Below are 16,567 nucleotides of genomic sequence, written 5' to 3'. Positions count from 1 at the left end.
CTTTGCTCCATCCGAGCTACGCTCGAAGGTCAATTCGACGGACTCGGATCATGACGACATTTCAGGAAGCGCGCGCGTTTCTGCTAGAGCACCGCACGGATCACATTGCCGCGGTCAAAGGCTTCCGCTGGCCCGATCCGGTTCCCTTCAACTGGGCGCTCGACTGGTTCGATGCCGAGCTGGCGGTGAACGATGAAAGCAGGGATCGGCCCGCGCTCTGGATCGTCGATGCCGCGCAGGATCGGCAGACCAAGCTGTCCTTTGCCGCGCTGTCGCGCCGCTCCAACCAGGTTGCCAACTTCCTGCGCGCGCAGGGCCTGAAGCGCGGCGATCATCTCCTGCTGTTGCTTGGCAACGTCGTTCCACTCTGGGAGACCATGCTTGCGGCGATGAAACTTGGCGTCGTCGTGATTCCAGCCACGACGCTGCTCACAGCGGATGAGCTGCGCGATCGTCTCGATCGCGGCAAGGCGAAGGCGGTGGTCGCGGCGCAGGATCAGGTCGCGAAGTTTGCTGGCCTCGGTGCGGACGGGCTCGTGCGCATCGTCGTCGGGGCTGCCGATGATTGGCTCTCCTATGACGAGGCGGCGAAGGCCTCGGAGAGCTTTGCATCCGACGGGCCGACCAACGCCGACGATCCAATGCTGCTCTATTTCACCTCGGGCACCACGGCAAAGCCAAAGCTCGTGCGGCACAGCCAGCGCAGCTATCCCGTCGGTCATCTCTCCACGATGTACTGGCTGGGCCTGCAGCCCGGCGACGTCCACCTCAACATCTCCTCGCCCGGCTGGGCCAAGCACGCCTGGAGCTGCTTCTTCGCGCCGTGGAATGCCGGCGCCACTGTCTTCGTGGTCAACCAGCCGCGCTTCGACGCAAAAGGTCTCCTCGCCACCATCGGCCGCTGCGGCGTCACCACGCTGTGCGCGCCGCCGACCGTGTGGCGGCTGTTCATTCAGGAGAACCTCGCCGCGTTCAAGGTGTCCTTGCGTGAAGCCTGCGGCGCCGGCGAGCCGCTCAATCCTGAAGTCATCGACCAGGTGCGAGCCGCCTGGGGCCTCACCATCCGCGATGGCTACGGCCAGACCGAGACGACGGCGCTTGCCGGCAACTCGCCGGGCCAGAAGGTCAAGATCGGTTCGATGGGCCGGCCGCTGCCGGGCTTTCGCGTGCAGATCAGCGATGCCGACGGCAATCCCGCGAAGGAGGGCGAGGTGACGCTCGTGCTCGGCGACAGCCGTCCCGCCGGGCTGATGCAGGGCTATCAGGGCGACGACGGCAAATTGTCGGGCGTCGAGGGCGAGCTCTATCGCAGCGGCGACGTGGTGTTCGCTGACGAAGAGGGCTATCTCACCTTCGTCGGCCGCTCTGACGACGTCTTCAAATCCTCCGACTACCGTATCAGCCCGTTCGAGCTCGAGAGCGTGCTGCTCGAGCATGAGCTGGTCGCTGAAGCTGCCGTGGTGCCGAGCCCGGATCCGATCCGGCTTGCCATCCCCAAGGCTTTCGTGCTGCTGACCTCGGGCGCCGAGCGTTCGCCGGAAACGGCGCTGTCGATCTTCAAACATCTGCACGCGCGCCTTGCGCCATTCAAGCGCATCCGCCGCATCGAGATCGTTACCGAGCTGCCGAAGACGATCTCTGGAAAAATCCGCCGCGTGCAGCTACGCAGGCTCGAACGCGACGACGATCGCGGCGATCCGCTGCGCGGCCGGGAATTCCGCGAGGAGGATTTTCCTGAGCTGCCCAAAGCAAGAAGCGAGACCTGAAGCGAATGAACGAAGTCTGGAAGAAGCCGCCGATCACGCTGGAGGCCTATCAGGCCCTGGTCGGCAAGGAGGTTGGCGTGTCGTCGTGGCACCTGATCGACCAGCCGCGCATCGATACCTACGCCGATGTGATCGAGGATCACCAGTTCATCCATGTCGATCCCGAGCGCGCCAAGAAGGAGACCGCTTTCGGCACCACGATCGCGCATGGCTTCCTGACGATGTCGCTGCTGTCCATCATGTCCTACGAGGTGATGCCGGCGATCATCGGCACCACGATGGGCGTGAACTACGGTTTCGACAAGCTGCGCTTCATCTCGCCGGTGCGTTCGGGCAAGCGCGTCCGCGGCCGGTTCGTGCTCGCCGAAGCCAAGCTCCGCAAGCCCACGGAATTGCAGTCTCGCACCAATGTCACGGTGGAGATCGAAGGCGAGGACAAGCCGGCGCTGGTCGCCGAATGGCTCGGGTTGATCTATTTCGCCTGAACGTACCCGTCATCGCCGGGCTTGACCCGGCAATCCATCGCTGCTCAAAGGCCTGTCAATTCTGATGGATGGCCGGGTCGAGCTCGGTCATGACGATCTAACATCCAGGAAGCATTCCCATGGCAATCAGGTTTGACGGACGCGTCGCCATCGTCACCGGCGCGGGCAATGGTCTGGGGCGGGCGCATGCTCTGGGGCTCGCGAGCCGCGGGGCCAAGGTCGTGGTCAACGATTTCGGCGGCGCGCGCGACGGCACCGGAGCCTCGCTGTCGCCGGCCGAGGCCGTCGTCGAGGAGATCCGTAAATCGGGCGGCACCGCGATGGCCGACGGCGCCGATGTCTCCAATTTCGAGCAGGTCACTGCGATGGTCGAGCGCGCCACCAAGGAGTGGGGCAGCGTCGATCTGCTCTGCGCCAACGCCGGCATCCTGCGCGACAAGTCGTTCGGCAAGATGGAAGCGGCCGACTTCCAGAAGGTGCTCGACGTGCATCTCGTCGGCACCTTCTACTGCTGCAAAGCGGTGTGGGCCGGCATGCGCGACCGCAACTACGGCCGCATCGTGCTGACGACGTCGTCGTCCGGACTCTATGGCAATTTCGGGCAGGCCAATTACGGCGCGGCGAAATCCGGCATGGTCGGCCTGATGAACGTACTGGCCGAAGAGGGCCGCAAGACCGACATCCGCGTCAACATCATCTCGCCGACGGCCGCCACCCGCATGACCGAAGAGCTGCTGCCGCCGCAGGCGTTGCAACTGATGAGACCGGAGGCGATCACGCCGGCAGTCGAATACATGCTCAGCGAGGACGCCCCGACCCGCACCATCATGGGCGCCGGCGCGGGCTCCTTCGCGGTGATCAGGATCGTCGAGAGCGAAGGGATCAACCTGGCGCAGTCGGATTGGACGCCGGACGCGATCGCCGCGCGTTTTGCAGAGATCAGCGACATGTCGAAGGCCAAGGCGCTGCAAGGCGCATTCGAGCAGACGCAGAAGTACGTCGCACAGGCGGCCGCGCGCGCGGGGGTAAAACTCTGACCAACGTCGCTGTCATCGGCGCCGGTCCCGCCGGGCTGATGGCGGCGGAGGTGTTGGCAGCGGGCGGCGCTGCCGTCACCGTCTATGACGCCATGCCCTCTGCGGGGCGCAAATTCCTGATGGCCGGCCGCGGCGGGCTCAACCTCACGCATAGCGAGCCGCTGCCGCAGTTCATCGCACGCTACCGCGAGGCGGCACGGAAGCTGCAAGCCGCAATCGACGCGTTTCCGCCGGACGCGTTGCGTGAATGGTGCGAGGCGCTGGGTGAGCCGACCTTCGTCGGCACCAGCGGGCGTGTGTTTCCGAGGGCGTTCAAGGCCTCGCCCCTGCTGCGGGCCTGGTTACGCCGGCTCGACGCCGGCGGCGTTCGGTTTGCGTTTCGCCACCGCTGGACCGGATGGGATGATGGGGGGCCGCTGTTGTTTCTGGCGCCGAAGGGCCCCTCCGCCATCGGGGCCGACGCCACCGTGCTCGCACTGGGCGGCGCAAGCTGGCCGCGCCTCGGCTCTGACGGCGGCTGGGCAAGTACGCTTGCCGGGAAGGGTGTGACGATTTCACCGTTACGGCCTGCGAATTGCGGCTTCGATGTCGCCTGGTCCGAGGTGTTCCGGACGCGCTTCGAAGGCCAGCCGCTGAAAGGCATTGCCCTCGTCTTCGGCGGACACGCGGTGCGCGGCGAGGCGATCATCACCCGTACCGGCATCGAAGGCGGCGCGATCTATGCGCTGTCGGCCGAATTGCGCGAGACGATTGCGGGTAAAGGCGAGGCGGTTCTGCACGTCGCACTGCGGCCAGATCTCGATCGAGGCCAGCTCGCCAACCGGCTCTCCGCTCCGCGCGGCAAACAGTCGGTCTCCAACTTCCTGCGCAAAGCTGCTCAGCTCTCGCCGGTTGCCGTTGGCCTGCTGCAAGAGGCAGCGATCAAGGAGGGCCTATCGCTCTCATCACAGCCGCCCGAGCGGCTCGCCGACTTGATCAATGCCGTGCCGGTCAGGCTCATCGGCGTGGCCGCAATCGCACGTGCGATCTCCAGCGCCGGGGGCATTTCGTTCGACGAACTCAATGCGGACTTCATGATCCGCAAATTGCCAGGCGTCTTCGCCGCCGGTGAGATGCTGGATTGGGAAGCGCCCACGGGGGGCTATCTCTTGCAGGCGTCGTTCGCGACCGGCGTTGCCGCGGGGCGGGGCGTGTTGAAGTGGCTCTCGAAATCGTAGGTGGTCAAAGCGGAGCGTGCCCACCTCTTCTGTCGCAATCTTTGAGAGATGGTGGGCACTGCGCTGCGCGCCTTTGCCCACCCTACGGCTGAATCCCCCCGGGGGCGCCTACCTAAGCTTCCCGCGCGCAGCCACTGGCAGCGTTCCAATGATCTCGTCGCCGCGCACCATCACGACCTCGTCCATCATGTTGACGACGACGCAAACATGATTGGGCACGATGCGGACGACATCGCCGACATTCGGCCGCGTATTGCTGCGGGAGAGATCGAGAAAACCATGCTCCTCGGCGAAGCGCGCGATCTTGGCTTCGGGGTGCTCCAGGATCAGGCCATGGCCGTCGAGCCCGCCGGTATCCGTGGTCAACGTCTTCGAGCCGGCATCGAGGATGCCGCGCTCGGGCGCGGCGCGGCTGACGACGGTGGAGTAAATTTGGAGCGCGCAGTCGTCCCAGGTGGCGGAGCCGGCCGCCACCTGCATGCGGTCGTTGTAGATATAGGTACCGAAACGGTGCTCGGTGCCTCCTTTGAGCTTGCCGATATTGACGAGGTTCGGCGTACCGCCGGTCGAGACGATCGTGGCCTCTAACCCCTGCGCGCGCACGCCAGCCAGTGCCTCGTCGTAGAACTTCTGCGCCTCGGCCCAGCCGGTCTCGGTCGGATAGAGCATGAAGCCGGCAAATTGCAGTCCCCTGGAGGCGGCGATCTCGCGCGCCAGCGCAATCGCCTCGGCCGGTGTCTCGACGCCCGCGCGCTTGCGCCCCGTGTCGCATTCGACGACGACCGACAGCGGCCGGCCAGAGGCCGCGGCCGCCTTGGGCAATCCCGCAATCACGGTGGAGTTGTCGGCTGCCACCGTCATGTTGGCCTTGGTTTGCAGCGCCCCCAGGCGCGCCATCTTCTCCTCGCCAAGCAGATTGTAGCTGATCAGAATGTTGTCGATGCCGGCATTGGCCATGATCTCGGCCTCGCCGAGCTTCTGGCAGGTGATGCCTTTCGCGCCGGCCGCGACCTGCATCTTTGCCAGCGTCGGATTCTTGTGCGTCTTGATGTGTGGACGGTTGGCAACGCCCGCGTCGTCGCAGGCCTTCTGGATCCGCGCGATGTTGCGCTCGACCTTGTCCATGTCGATGACGGCGCAGGGCGTGCCATATTCACGAGCGATCTTGGCGGCGAGGGGCGTTGTCATGGGAATCCTTTAGTTGGCACGTATTTCCATCGCAAAACCGGTGCCCATTTTTGCGGAATACGCGCTATGCCTGTTCGATCTCTTCGCGGAGCATTTCCAATTCAAGCCAGCGTTCTTCCGCGGCGGAAAGTTCCTCATGCGCTTTGGCGATCGCGGCAGATGTATCGTCGAATTTCTTGCGATCCTTGGCGTAGAGATTGGGATCGTCAAGCACGTGCTGAAGCTCTGCGATGTCGGCATGCAGGGTGTCGATCTTCTTCGGTAGCGTTTCCAGCGCGTGCTTCTCGTTGAAGCTCAGCCGCCGTTTTGGCGCGGACGTCGGGGCAGCGGGGCGATCTTCCTTCTTCTCGGCGGGAGCTTGCGCCTTCACTGTCTCGCGCTTCAGGTCGGCGCCGCGCTGCGCCAGCATGTCGCTGTAGCCGCCGGCATATTCGATCCATCGGCCGTTGCCCTCGGGCGCGATCACCGATGTCACGACGCGGTCGAGGAAGTCTCGGTCGTGGCTGATCAGGATCACCGTGCCCTCGTAATCGCCGAGCATCTCCTCGAGCACGTCGAGCGTTTCGAGGTCGAGATCGTTGGTCGGCTCGTCCAGCACCAGGAGGTTCGACGGCTTCGCCAATGCGCGCGCCAGCATCAGGCGGCCGCGCTCGCCACCCGAGAGCACTTCCAGCGGCGTGCCCCGCTGCTCCTGTGCGAACAGAAAGTCCTTCATGTAGCCGACCACGTGTTTCGGCTTGCCGCCGACCACGACGTGATCGCCGCGGCCGCCGGTGAGCGCCTCGGCGAGCGTCGATTTGGGATCGAGGCTCTCGCGATGCTGGTCGAGCGTCGCCATCTCGAGATTGGCCCCCAGCCGCACGGTGCCGGAGTCCGGCTCTGTCCCGCCGGTCAAAAGATTGACCAGCGTGGTCTTGCCGGCGCCGTTCGGCCCGATGATGCCGAGCCGGTCGCCGCGCTGGATGCGGGTGGAGAAATTCTCGACGATCCTGCGCTCACCATAGGCCTTGGTGATGCCCTTTGCCTCGATCACCAGCTTGCCGGAGGCCTCTGCTTCCGCGGCGGCGAGGTTGGCGCTGCCTGCCGTGCCGCGATAATTGCGGCGCTGCGCGCGCAGCGCATGCAGATTGGCGAGCCGCTTGACGTTGCGCTTGCGCCGGCCCGAGACGCCGTGGCGCAGCCAGTGCTCCTCGTCGACGATCTTGCGGTCGAGCTTGTGCTGGTCGCGCTCTTCCTCGGCCAGCACCTCGTCGCGCCAGGCCTCGAACGAGGCAAAACCGCGATCGATCTGCTTGATCCTGCCGCGATCGAGCCATGCGGTCGAGCGCGAGAGATTGGAGAGGAAGCGGCGGTCGTGGCTGATCAGCACCAGCGCGCTGCGCCGGCTGTTGAGCTCCTGCTCCAGCCATTCGATGGTGGTGAGGTCGAGATGATTGGTCGGCTCGTCCAGCAGCAGGATATCGGGCGAGGGCGCCAAAACCCGCGCCAGCGCCGCGCGGCGCGCCTCACCGCCGGAGAGATTGGCCGGATTCTCCTCGCCGGTGAGCCCGAGCTGCTCCAGCAGATAGCGCGCCTGATGGTGGTCATCGCCGGGCGCGAGCCCGGCCTCGACATAGGCGAGTGTCGTCGCATGATCGCCGAAATCCGGCTCCTGCGGCAAATAGCGGATAGTCGAGCCGGGCTGCACAAAGCGCGTGCCGCCGTCCGGCTCGACGAGACCGGCCGCGATCTTGAGCAGTGTCGATTTGCCGGAGCCGTTGCGCCCGATCAGGCAGACCCGCTCGGACGGCGCGACGTTGAGCTCGACGCTCGTGAGCAGAGGCGTGCCGCCAAATGTGAGGCGGATGTCTTTCAGCTGGATCAGCGGCGGCGCCATGCTCAGCCCTTGACCGTTGCGGCCTGCTCGGCTCGGCGGCGCTGGATGCGGCGGATGGTCTGGTCCAGCGCGGACAGGAATGCGGAGCGATCGCGCGGCGCGAACGATCTCGGGCCGCCGGTGACTTCGCCAGCCGAGCGCAGATCTGTCATGAGGTTGCGCACCGCGAGCGTCATGCCGATCGACTCCTCGGTGAACGGCTTGCCGTTCGGCGCGATGACGTCGGCCCCCGTCTTCACGCAGCGGCTCGCGAGCGGGATGTCGGCGGTGATCACGATATCGCCGTCACCGGCCCGCTCCGCGATCCAGTCGTCAGCAGCGTCCATCCCTGCGCCCGCGGCGATGCGCTCGATCAGCGGGTCCTGGGGCACACGGATGAAATTACCCGCGACCACGCTCACGGGCACGCCATGCCTGACAGCGACGCGATAGATCTCGTCCTTGACCGGACAGGCGTCGGCGTCGACATAGATGCGGGGCGTGGCTGCAGGGCTCGTCATCGGCCGCGTGGTACCGCATTCGCCGCTCAAAGGCGAGGGGATTGACCGGGGTTCCTGCAGGCCTACGATCGGCCTCTGAAGCAGCAAAAATCAGGGCGACAGCATGCCGACCCGGCTCGAAACCTACCGTGTTGAGGCCTACAACACCGCCAAACAATCTGAAAACAAGATGCACGACGACACCGTGGCGCGCCGCTTCGGCTTTTCCGGCGGGCTGGTCCCCGGCGTTGACGTCATTGCCTACATGATGCACGTGCCGGTCGCCCGCTGGGGCCGCGATTTCCTCGGCCGCGGCCTGATCGAGGCGCGCTTCGTCAAGCCCGTCTATGACGGCGAGACGGCCGACGTCGACGCGGTCGAGCACAACGGCGTGCTCACGATCGAGGTGTTTTCACGCGGAGAGCTCTGCGCGACCGGAGCGGCGTCACTGCCCGAGTCCGCTCCCGCGCTCGTTCTGGCCGACTATCTCGAGGTCCCCGCCGTGGCCGAGCGCAAGCCCGTCAATGCGGTCACCTTCGAGGTTGGCAGATGGTTCGGCACCGCGCCGCGCTGCTGGGCGGGAGAGACGGCTGCGGAGTATCTCGCTGAGGTCAGGGAGGCCGATCCGATCTTCGCGCGGGAAGGACTTGGTCATCCCGGTCTGATCCAGCGCGTCATGAATCGCGTGCTGGTCGACAACACGGTTCTCGGACCATGGATCCATGTCGGCAGCCGCATGCAGTTGCTGTCGGCCGCGCGCGCCGGCGACGAGATCACGGCGCGGGCAAGGGTCACCGCGAACTACGAGAAGAAGGGCCACCGCTTCGTCGAGCTCGACGCGCTGGTCGTTGCCAACGGCAACACACCGCTCGCCCACTGCCAGCACATCGCGATCTACCAGCCGCGGGAGCAGGCGGCGGCGTAACGCGGGAAGGGGCAGGTGGGTGCCTCTCACTCGCTGTCATGCCCCGCGAAGGCGGGGCATCCAGGATTCCAGAGACATCGAGATCTATTACGACGGCTGCGGCGTACTGGATCGCCCGGGCAAGCCGGGCGATGACAGTGGTAGGTGTGAGGCGAAAATGCCGTCCCTCACGCCGTCCCCTTCGCGTCCTGAATCGCCCGCCACACGCGCTCCGGCGTCAGGGGCATGTCGATGTGCTTGATGCCGTAGTCGGAGAGCGCGTCGACCACCGCGTTCACCACCGTCGACAGGCTGCCCGCGCAGCCAGCCTCGCCGCAGCCCTTGGTGCCGAGCGGATTGCTCGTGGCCGGCACCGGGTGATCACCGACGCTCATGAACGGAACGTCCTCCGCGCGCGGCAGCGCGTAGTCCATCAGCGAACCCGTGATCGGCTGACCGCTCTCGTCGTAACGGACATGCTCCATCAGCGCCTGGCCGATGCCCTGGACGACGCCGCCGTGGAGCTGGCCCGCGACCAGCATCGGATTGATCACCGTGCCGAAATCATTCACCGCGCTATAGCGCACGATCTCCACCACGCCGGTGTCCGGATCGATCTCGACCTCCGCGACGTGGCAGCCGTTCGGGAAGGCCGACGGCACCGGCTCGGTGGTGTGGTCGACGTCGAGCGAGGAGGGCACGCCCTCCGGCACCTTGCCGTCATGCAGGCGCTTGGCCAAGTCCATGATGTTGATGCTGCGGTCGGTGCCCGCGATGGTGAAGCGGCCGTCGGCGAACTCGATGTCGGCCTCGGACGCCTCCATGAAATGCGCCGCGGCGCGCTTGCCCTTCTCGATGACGAGGCGGGAGGATTCCACGATCGCCATGCCGCTCGCGGTGATCGAGCGCGAGCCACCGGTGCCGTTGCCGGTGTGCACGATGTCGCTGTCACCCTGCACGAGTTTCACGTTCTCGAAGGGCACGCCAAGCTGCGCGCACAGCACCTGCGTGAACGGCGTCGCGTGGCCCTGGCCGTAGTCGAGCGTGCCGGTGATGAGCTGCACCGTGCCATCGGGATCGAACACGATCTTGCCGAGCTCGACGCCGGGAGGGGCGGTGACCTCGAGATAGGAGCCGATGGCGATGCCGCGCAGCTTGCCGCTCTTCCTGCTCTCCTTCTTGCGCTTGGAGAAGCTCTCATAGTCCGACAGCTCCAGCGCCTTGTTGAACACGGCCTGGAAGTCGCCGCTGTCATAGGTCACGCCGGAGGAAGCCGGGAACGGCATCTGGTTCGGCTTGATGAAGTTGCGCTTGCGCAAGGTCAGCCGGCTGATCCCCATCTCGTCGGCGGCGCGGTCGATCAGCCGCTCCATGTAGTAGTTCGCCTCGGGCCGGCCGGCGCCGCGATAGGCGCCCATCAAGGTGGTGTTGGTCAACACCGTCTTGATGTCGACCGCCATCAGCGGCGTGCGGTAGACGCTGGAAAAGTTCTTGCCGGTGTTGAGTGAGAGCGGGCTCGGCGCGACGCCGGTGATGTAGGCGCCGAGATTGCCGTAGCCGGAGAGCTTTGCTGCGAGGAAATGACCCTCGGCATCGAGCGCCAGCTCGGCGTGGATCTTCTGGGCGCGGCCGTGGCTGTCGGAAAGGAAGCTCGTCGAGCGCTCGTCGGTCCACTTTACCGGACGGCCCAGCGTCTTCGCCGCAAACAGGATGCACATGTATTCGGGGTAGTTGATGTTCTTCATGCCGAAGGAGCCGCCGACATTGGCGGTGAGAATGCGCACCTTGTCGTTCGGCACCTTGAGGTTCTTGGCGAGATTGGCGCGGTTGCCCGAAACGCCCTGCGTCGGCACCTGGATCGTGTAGCGCTCAGTCTTCTTGTCGTAGGAGGCGAGCCCCACGCGGGGCTCCATCGAGACCACGGCGACGCGGGTATTCTCGATGTCGAGCCTGGTCACATGCGCGGCGCTGGCGAAGGCCGCCTCGACCTTCTCGGCATCGCCAAAGTGATAGTCGAGCGCGACGTTGCCGGGGATGTGGTCGTAAAGCTGCGGCGCACCTGTTTGCGCGGCTTCCTCGGGATCGGTGACCGCGGGCAGGGGCTCGATGTCGGCCTCGACGGCTTCCGCGGCATCGCGCGCCTGGGCCAGCGTTTCCGCCACCACGAAGGCGATGGGATCGCCGACGAAGCGGACCTTGTCGGTCGCAAGCGGCTGGCGGTTGGTCTGGAGCAGCGGCGAGCCGTCGCGGTTCTTCAGCGGCAGGCCGCAGGTGAACGGGCCGTAGCCGGCGGCGTCAAGGTCGGTGCCACTCCACACGCCCAGCACGCCCGGCATCGCCCTGGCCGCCTCGGTGCCGATGCCACGGATCACGCCATGGGCGTGGGTCGAGCGAACGATCACGGCATAGGCCTGGCCCGGCAGGTTGAAATCGTCGGTATAGCGGCCCAAGCCGCGGACCAGCGTATCGTCCTCCTTGCGCCGGACCGGCTGTCCGACGCCGTATTTTTGCAGTGCAATAGCGTTTTCGAGCGAAGACGATTTGGTGTGTTCTTGCATTGAAATGACCTGAAAAGCCGGCTTTTGCGCGGGTTTCGCGGGCGGCGGAAGGCCCGGACCCCCGTTCAGATAACGCACGGGCCCGTTCACGACAACGCACGAATAGGCATGGTCCCATTGTGATGGGTTGTTGCGCGAGGCCCAAGCGCTGCTAAAGTTTCCCGCGAAAAAGCAATTCCGGGTCGGCCCTTTCGGGCCGTGGAAAGACAGTTTGTATGAATGACCACACGCGGCTCCGCGACGGCCTTGCGCCGCACGGAGAGCTGGGGACGATGGCTGCGGCGGCACTGGCCGTCGAACCGACCGCCGTCCCTGCGCAAATGTCGGGAACCGGCGTCTACGCGGCGCTGGACCTCGGCACCAATAACTGCCGCTTGCTGATCGCCTGTCCGACCAATGACGGGTTTCGCGTGGTCGATTCCTTCTCGCGCATCATCCGGCTCGGCGAGGGTGTTTCGGCCACCGGCTGCATCAGCGAGGCCGCGATCGAGCGCGCCATCGCGGCGCTCAGCATCTGCCGCGACAAGATCGAGCTGCGCAAGGCCAAGCGGCTGCGGCTGATCGCCACCGAGGCCTGCCGCGCCGCGTCGAACGCGGAAGGCTTTCGCAGTCGCGTCGCGGCAGAGACGGGCATCGAGCTCGAGGTGATCGACCGCGAAACCGAGGCCGCGCTCGCCGTGCTCGGCTGCTCGCCGCTGGTCGACCCCAGGGGGCGCGGCGCGATCCTGTTCGACATCGGCGGCGGCTCGACCGAGCTGGTGCGTATCGAGCGCGACCCGGCCGACGAGAATCCGCAGCCGCGCATAAAGGCCTGGATGTCGATTCCGCTTGGCGTCGTCACGCTGGCCGAGCACTTCGGCGGCCGCGACGTGACGCGGAAGACCTATGCGGCGATGGAAGAGGAGGTCGCCCGGCATGTCGCCCCCTTTGCCGAGGAGCATGGCCGCGATCTCGCCGACATGCATCTGCTCGGCACCTCGGGCACGGTGACGACGCTCGCCGGCATTCACCTCAATCTCGCGCGCTACGATCGCCGTCGCATCGACAGCATCTGGATGGACGATGCCGACATCACGGCAACCATCAACAGGCTGCTCGGCATGAGCTATGAGGAGCGCGCGGGCAACAATTGCATCAGCATCGAGCGCGCCGATCTCGTGCTCGCCGGCTGCGCCATTCTCGATGCCATCCGCCGCGCCTTCCCGCTGCCGCGCCTGCGCGTCGCTGACCGCGGCCTTCGCGAGGGCATGCTGGTCGAGATGATGCGCGAGGACGGCGCGCTCAGGAGCTGGTGAGATGGCGAAAGACACCACCGGCCGCTTGCACGTCCAGGTCAAGACCGGCGGCAAGCGCAAGCTGTCGTCGAAGCTTTGGTTGGAGCGCCAGCTCAACGATCCCTATGTCGCCAAGGCCAAGGCACAAGGCTATCGCTCGCGGGCCGCGTTCAAGCTGCTCGAGATCGACGACAAATTCCGCCTTCTCAAGCCCGGCATGGCCGTGGTCGATCTCGGCGCCGCGCCCGGCGGCTGGAGCCAGATTGCGGCCAAGCGCGTCGGCTCGGTCGACGGCAAGGGCAAGGTCGTCGCGATCGATCTGTTGGAGATGCCGGAGATTCCCGGCGTCGATTTCGCGAAGCTCGATTTCATGGACAACGCGGCGCCGGACAAGCTCACCGCGATGCTGGGCGGCGGCGCCGACATCGTGATGTCCGACATGGCCGCCAACACCACCGGCCACCGCAAGACCGACCAGCTCCGCATCGTGGGTCTCGTCGAGACAGCAGCGGCCTTTGCCTGTGACGTGCTGAAGCCCGGTGGGACGTTCCTCGCCAAGACATTCCAGAGCGGCGCCGACGCCGAGCTGCTCGCCCAGCTCAAGCGCGATTTTGCGACCGTGCGGCACGTCAAGCCGGCGGCGAGTAGGCAGGACTCGTCGGAGCGCTACGTGCTGGCGACGGGGTTCCGCGGCAACAACTAGGGCGCGACCGTCATTCACCAGCCCGCTCGTGGCGTCAGCGAAGTAGCGGACAGAGACTTCATTGAGATCCGCTACTGACGTTGAGCCCTTCATTTTGATCCATTGCGGACCTTGTGCCCAGCGCTACTGTGCCAGGAAGGAAGCAATGGAGTCTACGATGGATGCCAAGTGCCAGTGCGGGCAGCTCTCCGTGAATTTACCGGGCCCGAGCTCGTCGGTTGTCGCTTGTCATTGCAGCGACTGTCAGCGGCGAAGCGGGTCGCCGTTCGGCGTACTAGCCTACTACTCCAATGATAGCGTCAAGATCACAGGCGAGGCGACCCGCTATGAGAGGCCGACTGCAACAGGTAGCACGTTCGAGACATTCTTCTGCCCAACCTGCGGGTCTACCGTCTATGCCCGTGCCGGAAAGCATCCCACCTTGATCGGGATCGTTGTCGGGGCGATATGCGATCCAACATACCCGGCTCCCGTTCGGTCAGTTTGGGAGGAAGGCAAGCACGATTGGGTTGTGATCCCTGAGCCCGTTCAACACTTTCCACGAGGACGGTCGTAGTGGGATGGCCCAACTCGAACTTCTGGCGAGGTCGGCTATTGCGCCGCTATCTGAGGTGCAGCGGACCTAAGCATGCCCAGACTATTGTTCGTAAAATTGATCATTGCGAAAATGGATATTTGCGGGAGGACCGAGCATGCAAATCAATGGCGTTGCCCACACATTCATCACGGCTGGAAATTTTCCAGCCGCACGTGCCTTCTACGGACAACTACTACCGTTTATGGGCCTTACGATCGTGGCCGACACGGTGAACACCTTCTATTGTGTCGGCGGCCGTACGGGATTTGGCGTTCATGCGCCCGCGGAGGAGTATGTTGGCCAACGATTCCGCCAGGGCTCCGTTGGATTGCATCACCACTGTTTCCGCGCGCGAGAGCGTGCCGATGTCGACGAGGCGTATGACTTCCTCGTAAAGATCGGCGTACATATCATCCACGAACCGCGAGACGACAGTTTTGCTCCCGGCTACTACTCGGTGCTGTTCGAGGATCCAGACGGCACGAGGCTGGAGATCAATCATGTTCCCGGCAAAGGGCTGCTCGCTCCAGGAACACAGATTGGCGGCGGCTACGTGGATGGAACGCAGAACGGGTAACGGCTTCAAATGATCAAGCTCAAGGCGCCGAGGCGCTCGGCCTAACCCGTGCGCCGACGCTGCCCTACGCCCAATTGAATGCCGCTTTCGGACGGGTCCTTTAGACTTTCGCGAATTGCGCCACGGTCGCATATTGCCAATGATTTGCCCGACGCGTCAAGCGAGTTCGAAAAATACGAAGTAGGTCGCGGCGCTCCCTGCTACTTTGCATGGGTTATTTTCCGGATTTTTGGCGAGCCGCTTCCGAAACGGCTCGACGCTGCGCGAGAGTAGTGAATTCAGGCGGCTGACCCTCACCCTGAGGAGCCGCGTAGCGGCGTCTCGAAGGGCGAGGCCACCGGCGGGGCCTTCATCCTTCGAGACGCGCGTTCCGCGCTCCTCAGGATGAGGGATTGGCACTCTGCTTTCGCCTACCCCAGGCGCTGATCCCGCATGTCCTGCGTATCCTCCGTCGCCGCCTTGACGGCGGCGCTCGCCGCGCTCTTGGCGGCGCCCTTGCGGCTGGCGATCTCGACCGCCTTGCGGCCGGAGATCTCGTGGCCGGCGTCCTGAGGCATCTGCCAGAAGAACCAGCTCGAGGCCGCCGACGTCAGCGCGACGACGATGAAAGCGGGCCAGAACACGGTGGCGTCGATCTCGGTGACGTGGCGGAACCACATCGTCGATTCCACCGAGAAGGCGCCGACCGCGACTCCAGCGGAGACGGCGAGTTGCTGGTTCACGCTGACGAGCGTGGTCGCGCGGCTCATCTGCGGAGCCTCGACTTCCGCATAGGCAACCGTGTTGATCGCGGTGAACTCCAATGAGCGGAAGAAACCGCCGACCACGAGGATGACCATGATGATGAGCAGCGGGGTCGTCACCGTGAACAGCGCGCATACGCCGAGGAAGAATGCGCTGATGATCGCATTCACCGTCATCAGGTTGCGGAAGCCGAAGGCGCGGATGAGGCGCGCGGCCAGCGTCTTCATGCCCATGGCGCCAAGCGAAGAGGCGAAGGTCACGAGGCCCGAATGGAACGGCGTCAGCCCGAAGCCAATCTGCATCAGAAGCGGCAGCAGGAATGGCAGCGCGCCGATGCCGAGCCGGAACATGAATCCGCCGATGACGGCCGCGCGCAGCGTCGCGAGATTCAGCAGCGAAAAGTCCAGCACCGGCGATCCGGTTTTCCGCGCATGCACGACGTAGAGCGTCATCGAGATCGCGCCGCCCGCGACCAGCGCGAGCACGGTGCTCCAGGGCAGCAGATTGAGGCCCGCGACCGACAGGCCGAAGGCAATACCGGCAAGTCCAATGCCCGCGAGCAGCATGCCCTTGAGATCGAACGGCTCCTGCGCCTCGCTCTTGATCGGATCGATGTAGCGCAGCGCCATGAAGATGCCGAGCAGACCGATCGGCAGGTTGATCAGGAAAATCCAGTGCCACGACGCGTAGGTCGTGATGAAGCCGCCGAGTGGCGGGCCGACCACAGGACCGATCAGCGCGGGAACGGTGACCCAGGCCATGGCGTTGACGAGGTCGCTCTTGTCGATCGAACGCAGCAGCACGAGCCGCCCGACCGGCGTCATCATCGCGCCGCCCATGCCCTGGAGAATGCGCGCGAACACGAAGTCGACTACTGAGCCCGACAGCGCGCAGCCGACCGAGCCGACCATGAACACGCCCACCGCGATGGCAAACACCAGCCGCGCGCCAAACCGGTCGGCGGTCCAGCCGCTCGCGGGGATGAACACCGCCAGCGACAACAGATAGGAGGTGATCGCGAGCTTCAGCGTCAGCGGGCTCGTGCCGATGTCGGCGGCGATCGCGGGCAGGGACGTCGCGATCACCGTCGAGTCCATGTTTTCCATGAACAGGGCGGTCGCTACGATCAGCGGGATCACGCGTTGCTTGTTGACCGACATGACGGATATTTAATGGAAAATC

General features: G+C 65.0%; 14 protein-coding genes. 9 read left to right on the top strand and 5 right to left on the bottom strand.

Annotation, left to right across the window (positions count from 1 at the left end):
- The first annotated feature begins 50 nt into the window (after nucleotides 1-50).
- The 4 genes from SO140_RS23275 to SO140_RS23260 all read left to right on the top strand — a co-directional run bounded on the left by SO140_RS23275 (nucleotide 51) and on the right by SO140_RS23260 (nucleotide 4,505).
- Complete coding sequence (locus tag SO140_RS23275; RefSeq protein ID WP_449382270.1) at nucleotides 51-1,766, top strand: AMP-binding protein; 1,716 nt, start codon at nucleotides 51-53, stop codon at nucleotides 1,764-1,766.
- A 5-nt stretch (nucleotides 1,767-1,771) separates the two neighbouring features.
- On the top strand, nucleotides 1,772-2,251 hold the full coding sequence (locus SO140_RS23270; RefSeq protein WP_449382269.1) for a MaoC family dehydratase: 480 nt from the start codon (nucleotides 1,772-1,774) through the stop codon (nucleotides 2,249-2,251).
- A gap of 119 nt (nucleotides 2,252-2,370) precedes the next feature.
- On the top strand, nucleotides 2,371-3,288 hold the full coding sequence (locus tag SO140_RS23265; protein ID WP_449382268.1) for an SDR family NAD(P)-dependent oxidoreductase: 918 nt from the start codon (nucleotides 2,371-2,373) through the stop codon (nucleotides 3,286-3,288).
- Nucleotides 3,285-4,505, top strand: coding sequence for a BaiN/RdsA family NAD(P)/FAD-dependent oxidoreductase (locus SO140_RS23260; protein ID WP_449382295.1), 1,221 nt, complete (start codon nucleotides 3,285-3,287; stop codon nucleotides 4,503-4,505). The genes SO140_RS23265 and SO140_RS23260 overlap by 4 nt, the downstream gene beginning before the upstream one ends.
- Nucleotides 4,506-4,613: 108 nt before the next feature.
- On the opposite strand, the gene SO140_RS23255 is transcribed toward SO140_RS23260, so the two are convergent.
- The 3 genes from SO140_RS23255 to SO140_RS23245 all read right to left on the bottom strand — a co-directional run bounded on the left by SO140_RS23255 (nucleotide 4,614) and on the right by SO140_RS23245 (nucleotide 8,069).
- A complete protein-coding gene (locus SO140_RS23255; protein WP_474797063.1) occupies nucleotides 4,614-5,693 on the bottom strand; it encodes a D-TA family PLP-dependent enzyme in 1,080 nt (359 codons plus the stop codon).
- Between the two features lie 64 nt (nucleotides 5,694-5,757).
- Nucleotides 5,758-7,569, bottom strand: coding sequence for an ABC-F family ATP-binding cassette domain-containing protein (locus SO140_RS23250; protein WP_449382266.1), 1,812 nt, complete (start codon nucleotides 7,567-7,569; stop codon nucleotides 5,758-5,760).
- A gap of 2 nt (nucleotides 7,570-7,571) precedes the next feature.
- The gene (locus SO140_RS23245; protein WP_449382265.1) at nucleotides 7,572-8,069 is read right to left on the bottom strand and encodes a YaiI/YqxD family protein; all 498 of its coding nucleotides are present in this window, start codon (nucleotides 8,067-8,069) and stop codon (nucleotides 7,572-7,574) included.
- A gap of 103 nt (nucleotides 8,070-8,172) precedes the next feature.
- Between SO140_RS23245 and SO140_RS23240 the strand changes: the two genes are divergently transcribed.
- Nucleotides 8,173-8,973: a hypothetical protein gene (locus tag SO140_RS23240; protein WP_449382264.1), complete on the top strand. Its 801-nt coding sequence runs from the start codon at nucleotides 8,173-8,175 to the stop codon at nucleotides 8,971-8,973.
- Nucleotides 8,974-9,140: 167 nt separating this feature from the next.
- On the opposite strand, the gene SO140_RS23235 is transcribed toward SO140_RS23240, so the two are convergent.
- Nucleotides 9,141-11,510 (bottom strand): xanthine dehydrogenase family protein molybdopterin-binding subunit, encoded by a 2,370-nt coding sequence (locus SO140_RS23235; protein ID WP_449382263.1) that lies wholly within the window; start codon nucleotides 11,508-11,510, stop codon nucleotides 9,141-9,143.
- 215 nt (nucleotides 11,511-11,725) lie between these two features.
- On the opposite strand from SO140_RS23235, the gene SO140_RS23230 reads away from it, so the two are divergent.
- The 4 genes from SO140_RS23230 (at nucleotide 11,726) to SO140_RS23215 (ending at nucleotide 14,641) form a co-directional block, all read left to right on the top strand.
- Nucleotides 11,726-12,805: a Ppx/GppA phosphatase family protein gene (locus SO140_RS23230; protein ID WP_449382262.1), complete on the top strand. Its 1,080-nt coding sequence runs from the start codon at nucleotides 11,726-11,728 to the stop codon at nucleotides 12,803-12,805.
- 1 nt (nucleotide 12,806) lies between these two features.
- Nucleotides 12,807-13,487, top strand: a complete 681-nt coding sequence (locus tag SO140_RS23225; RefSeq protein ID WP_449382261.1) for an RlmE family RNA methyltransferase — start codon at nucleotides 12,807-12,809, stop codon at nucleotides 13,485-13,487.
- Between the two features lie 145 nt (nucleotides 13,488-13,632).
- Nucleotides 13,633-14,043 (top strand): GFA family protein, encoded by a 411-nt coding sequence (locus SO140_RS23220; RefSeq protein WP_449382260.1) that lies wholly within the window; start codon nucleotides 13,633-13,635, stop codon nucleotides 14,041-14,043.
- A gap of 136 nt (nucleotides 14,044-14,179) precedes the next feature.
- Nucleotides 14,180-14,641 carry a VOC family protein gene (locus SO140_RS23215; protein WP_449382259.1) on the top strand — a complete coding sequence of 154 codons (462 nt, stop codon included), beginning with the start codon at nucleotides 14,180-14,182 and terminating at the stop codon, nucleotides 14,639-14,641.
- 410 nt (nucleotides 14,642-15,051) lie between these two features.
- On the opposite strand, the gene SO140_RS23210 is transcribed toward SO140_RS23215, so the two are convergent.
- Nucleotides 15,052-16,545, bottom strand: a complete 1,494-nt coding sequence (locus SO140_RS23210; RefSeq protein WP_449382258.1) for an MFS transporter — start codon at nucleotides 16,543-16,545, stop codon at nucleotides 15,052-15,054.
- Nucleotides 16,546-16,567 lie beyond the last annotated feature (22 nt).

It is taken from the genome of Bradyrhizobium sp. UFLA05-108 (assembly GCF_059803455.1).
This window is presented reverse-complemented; position numbering and strand designations above follow the sequence as displayed.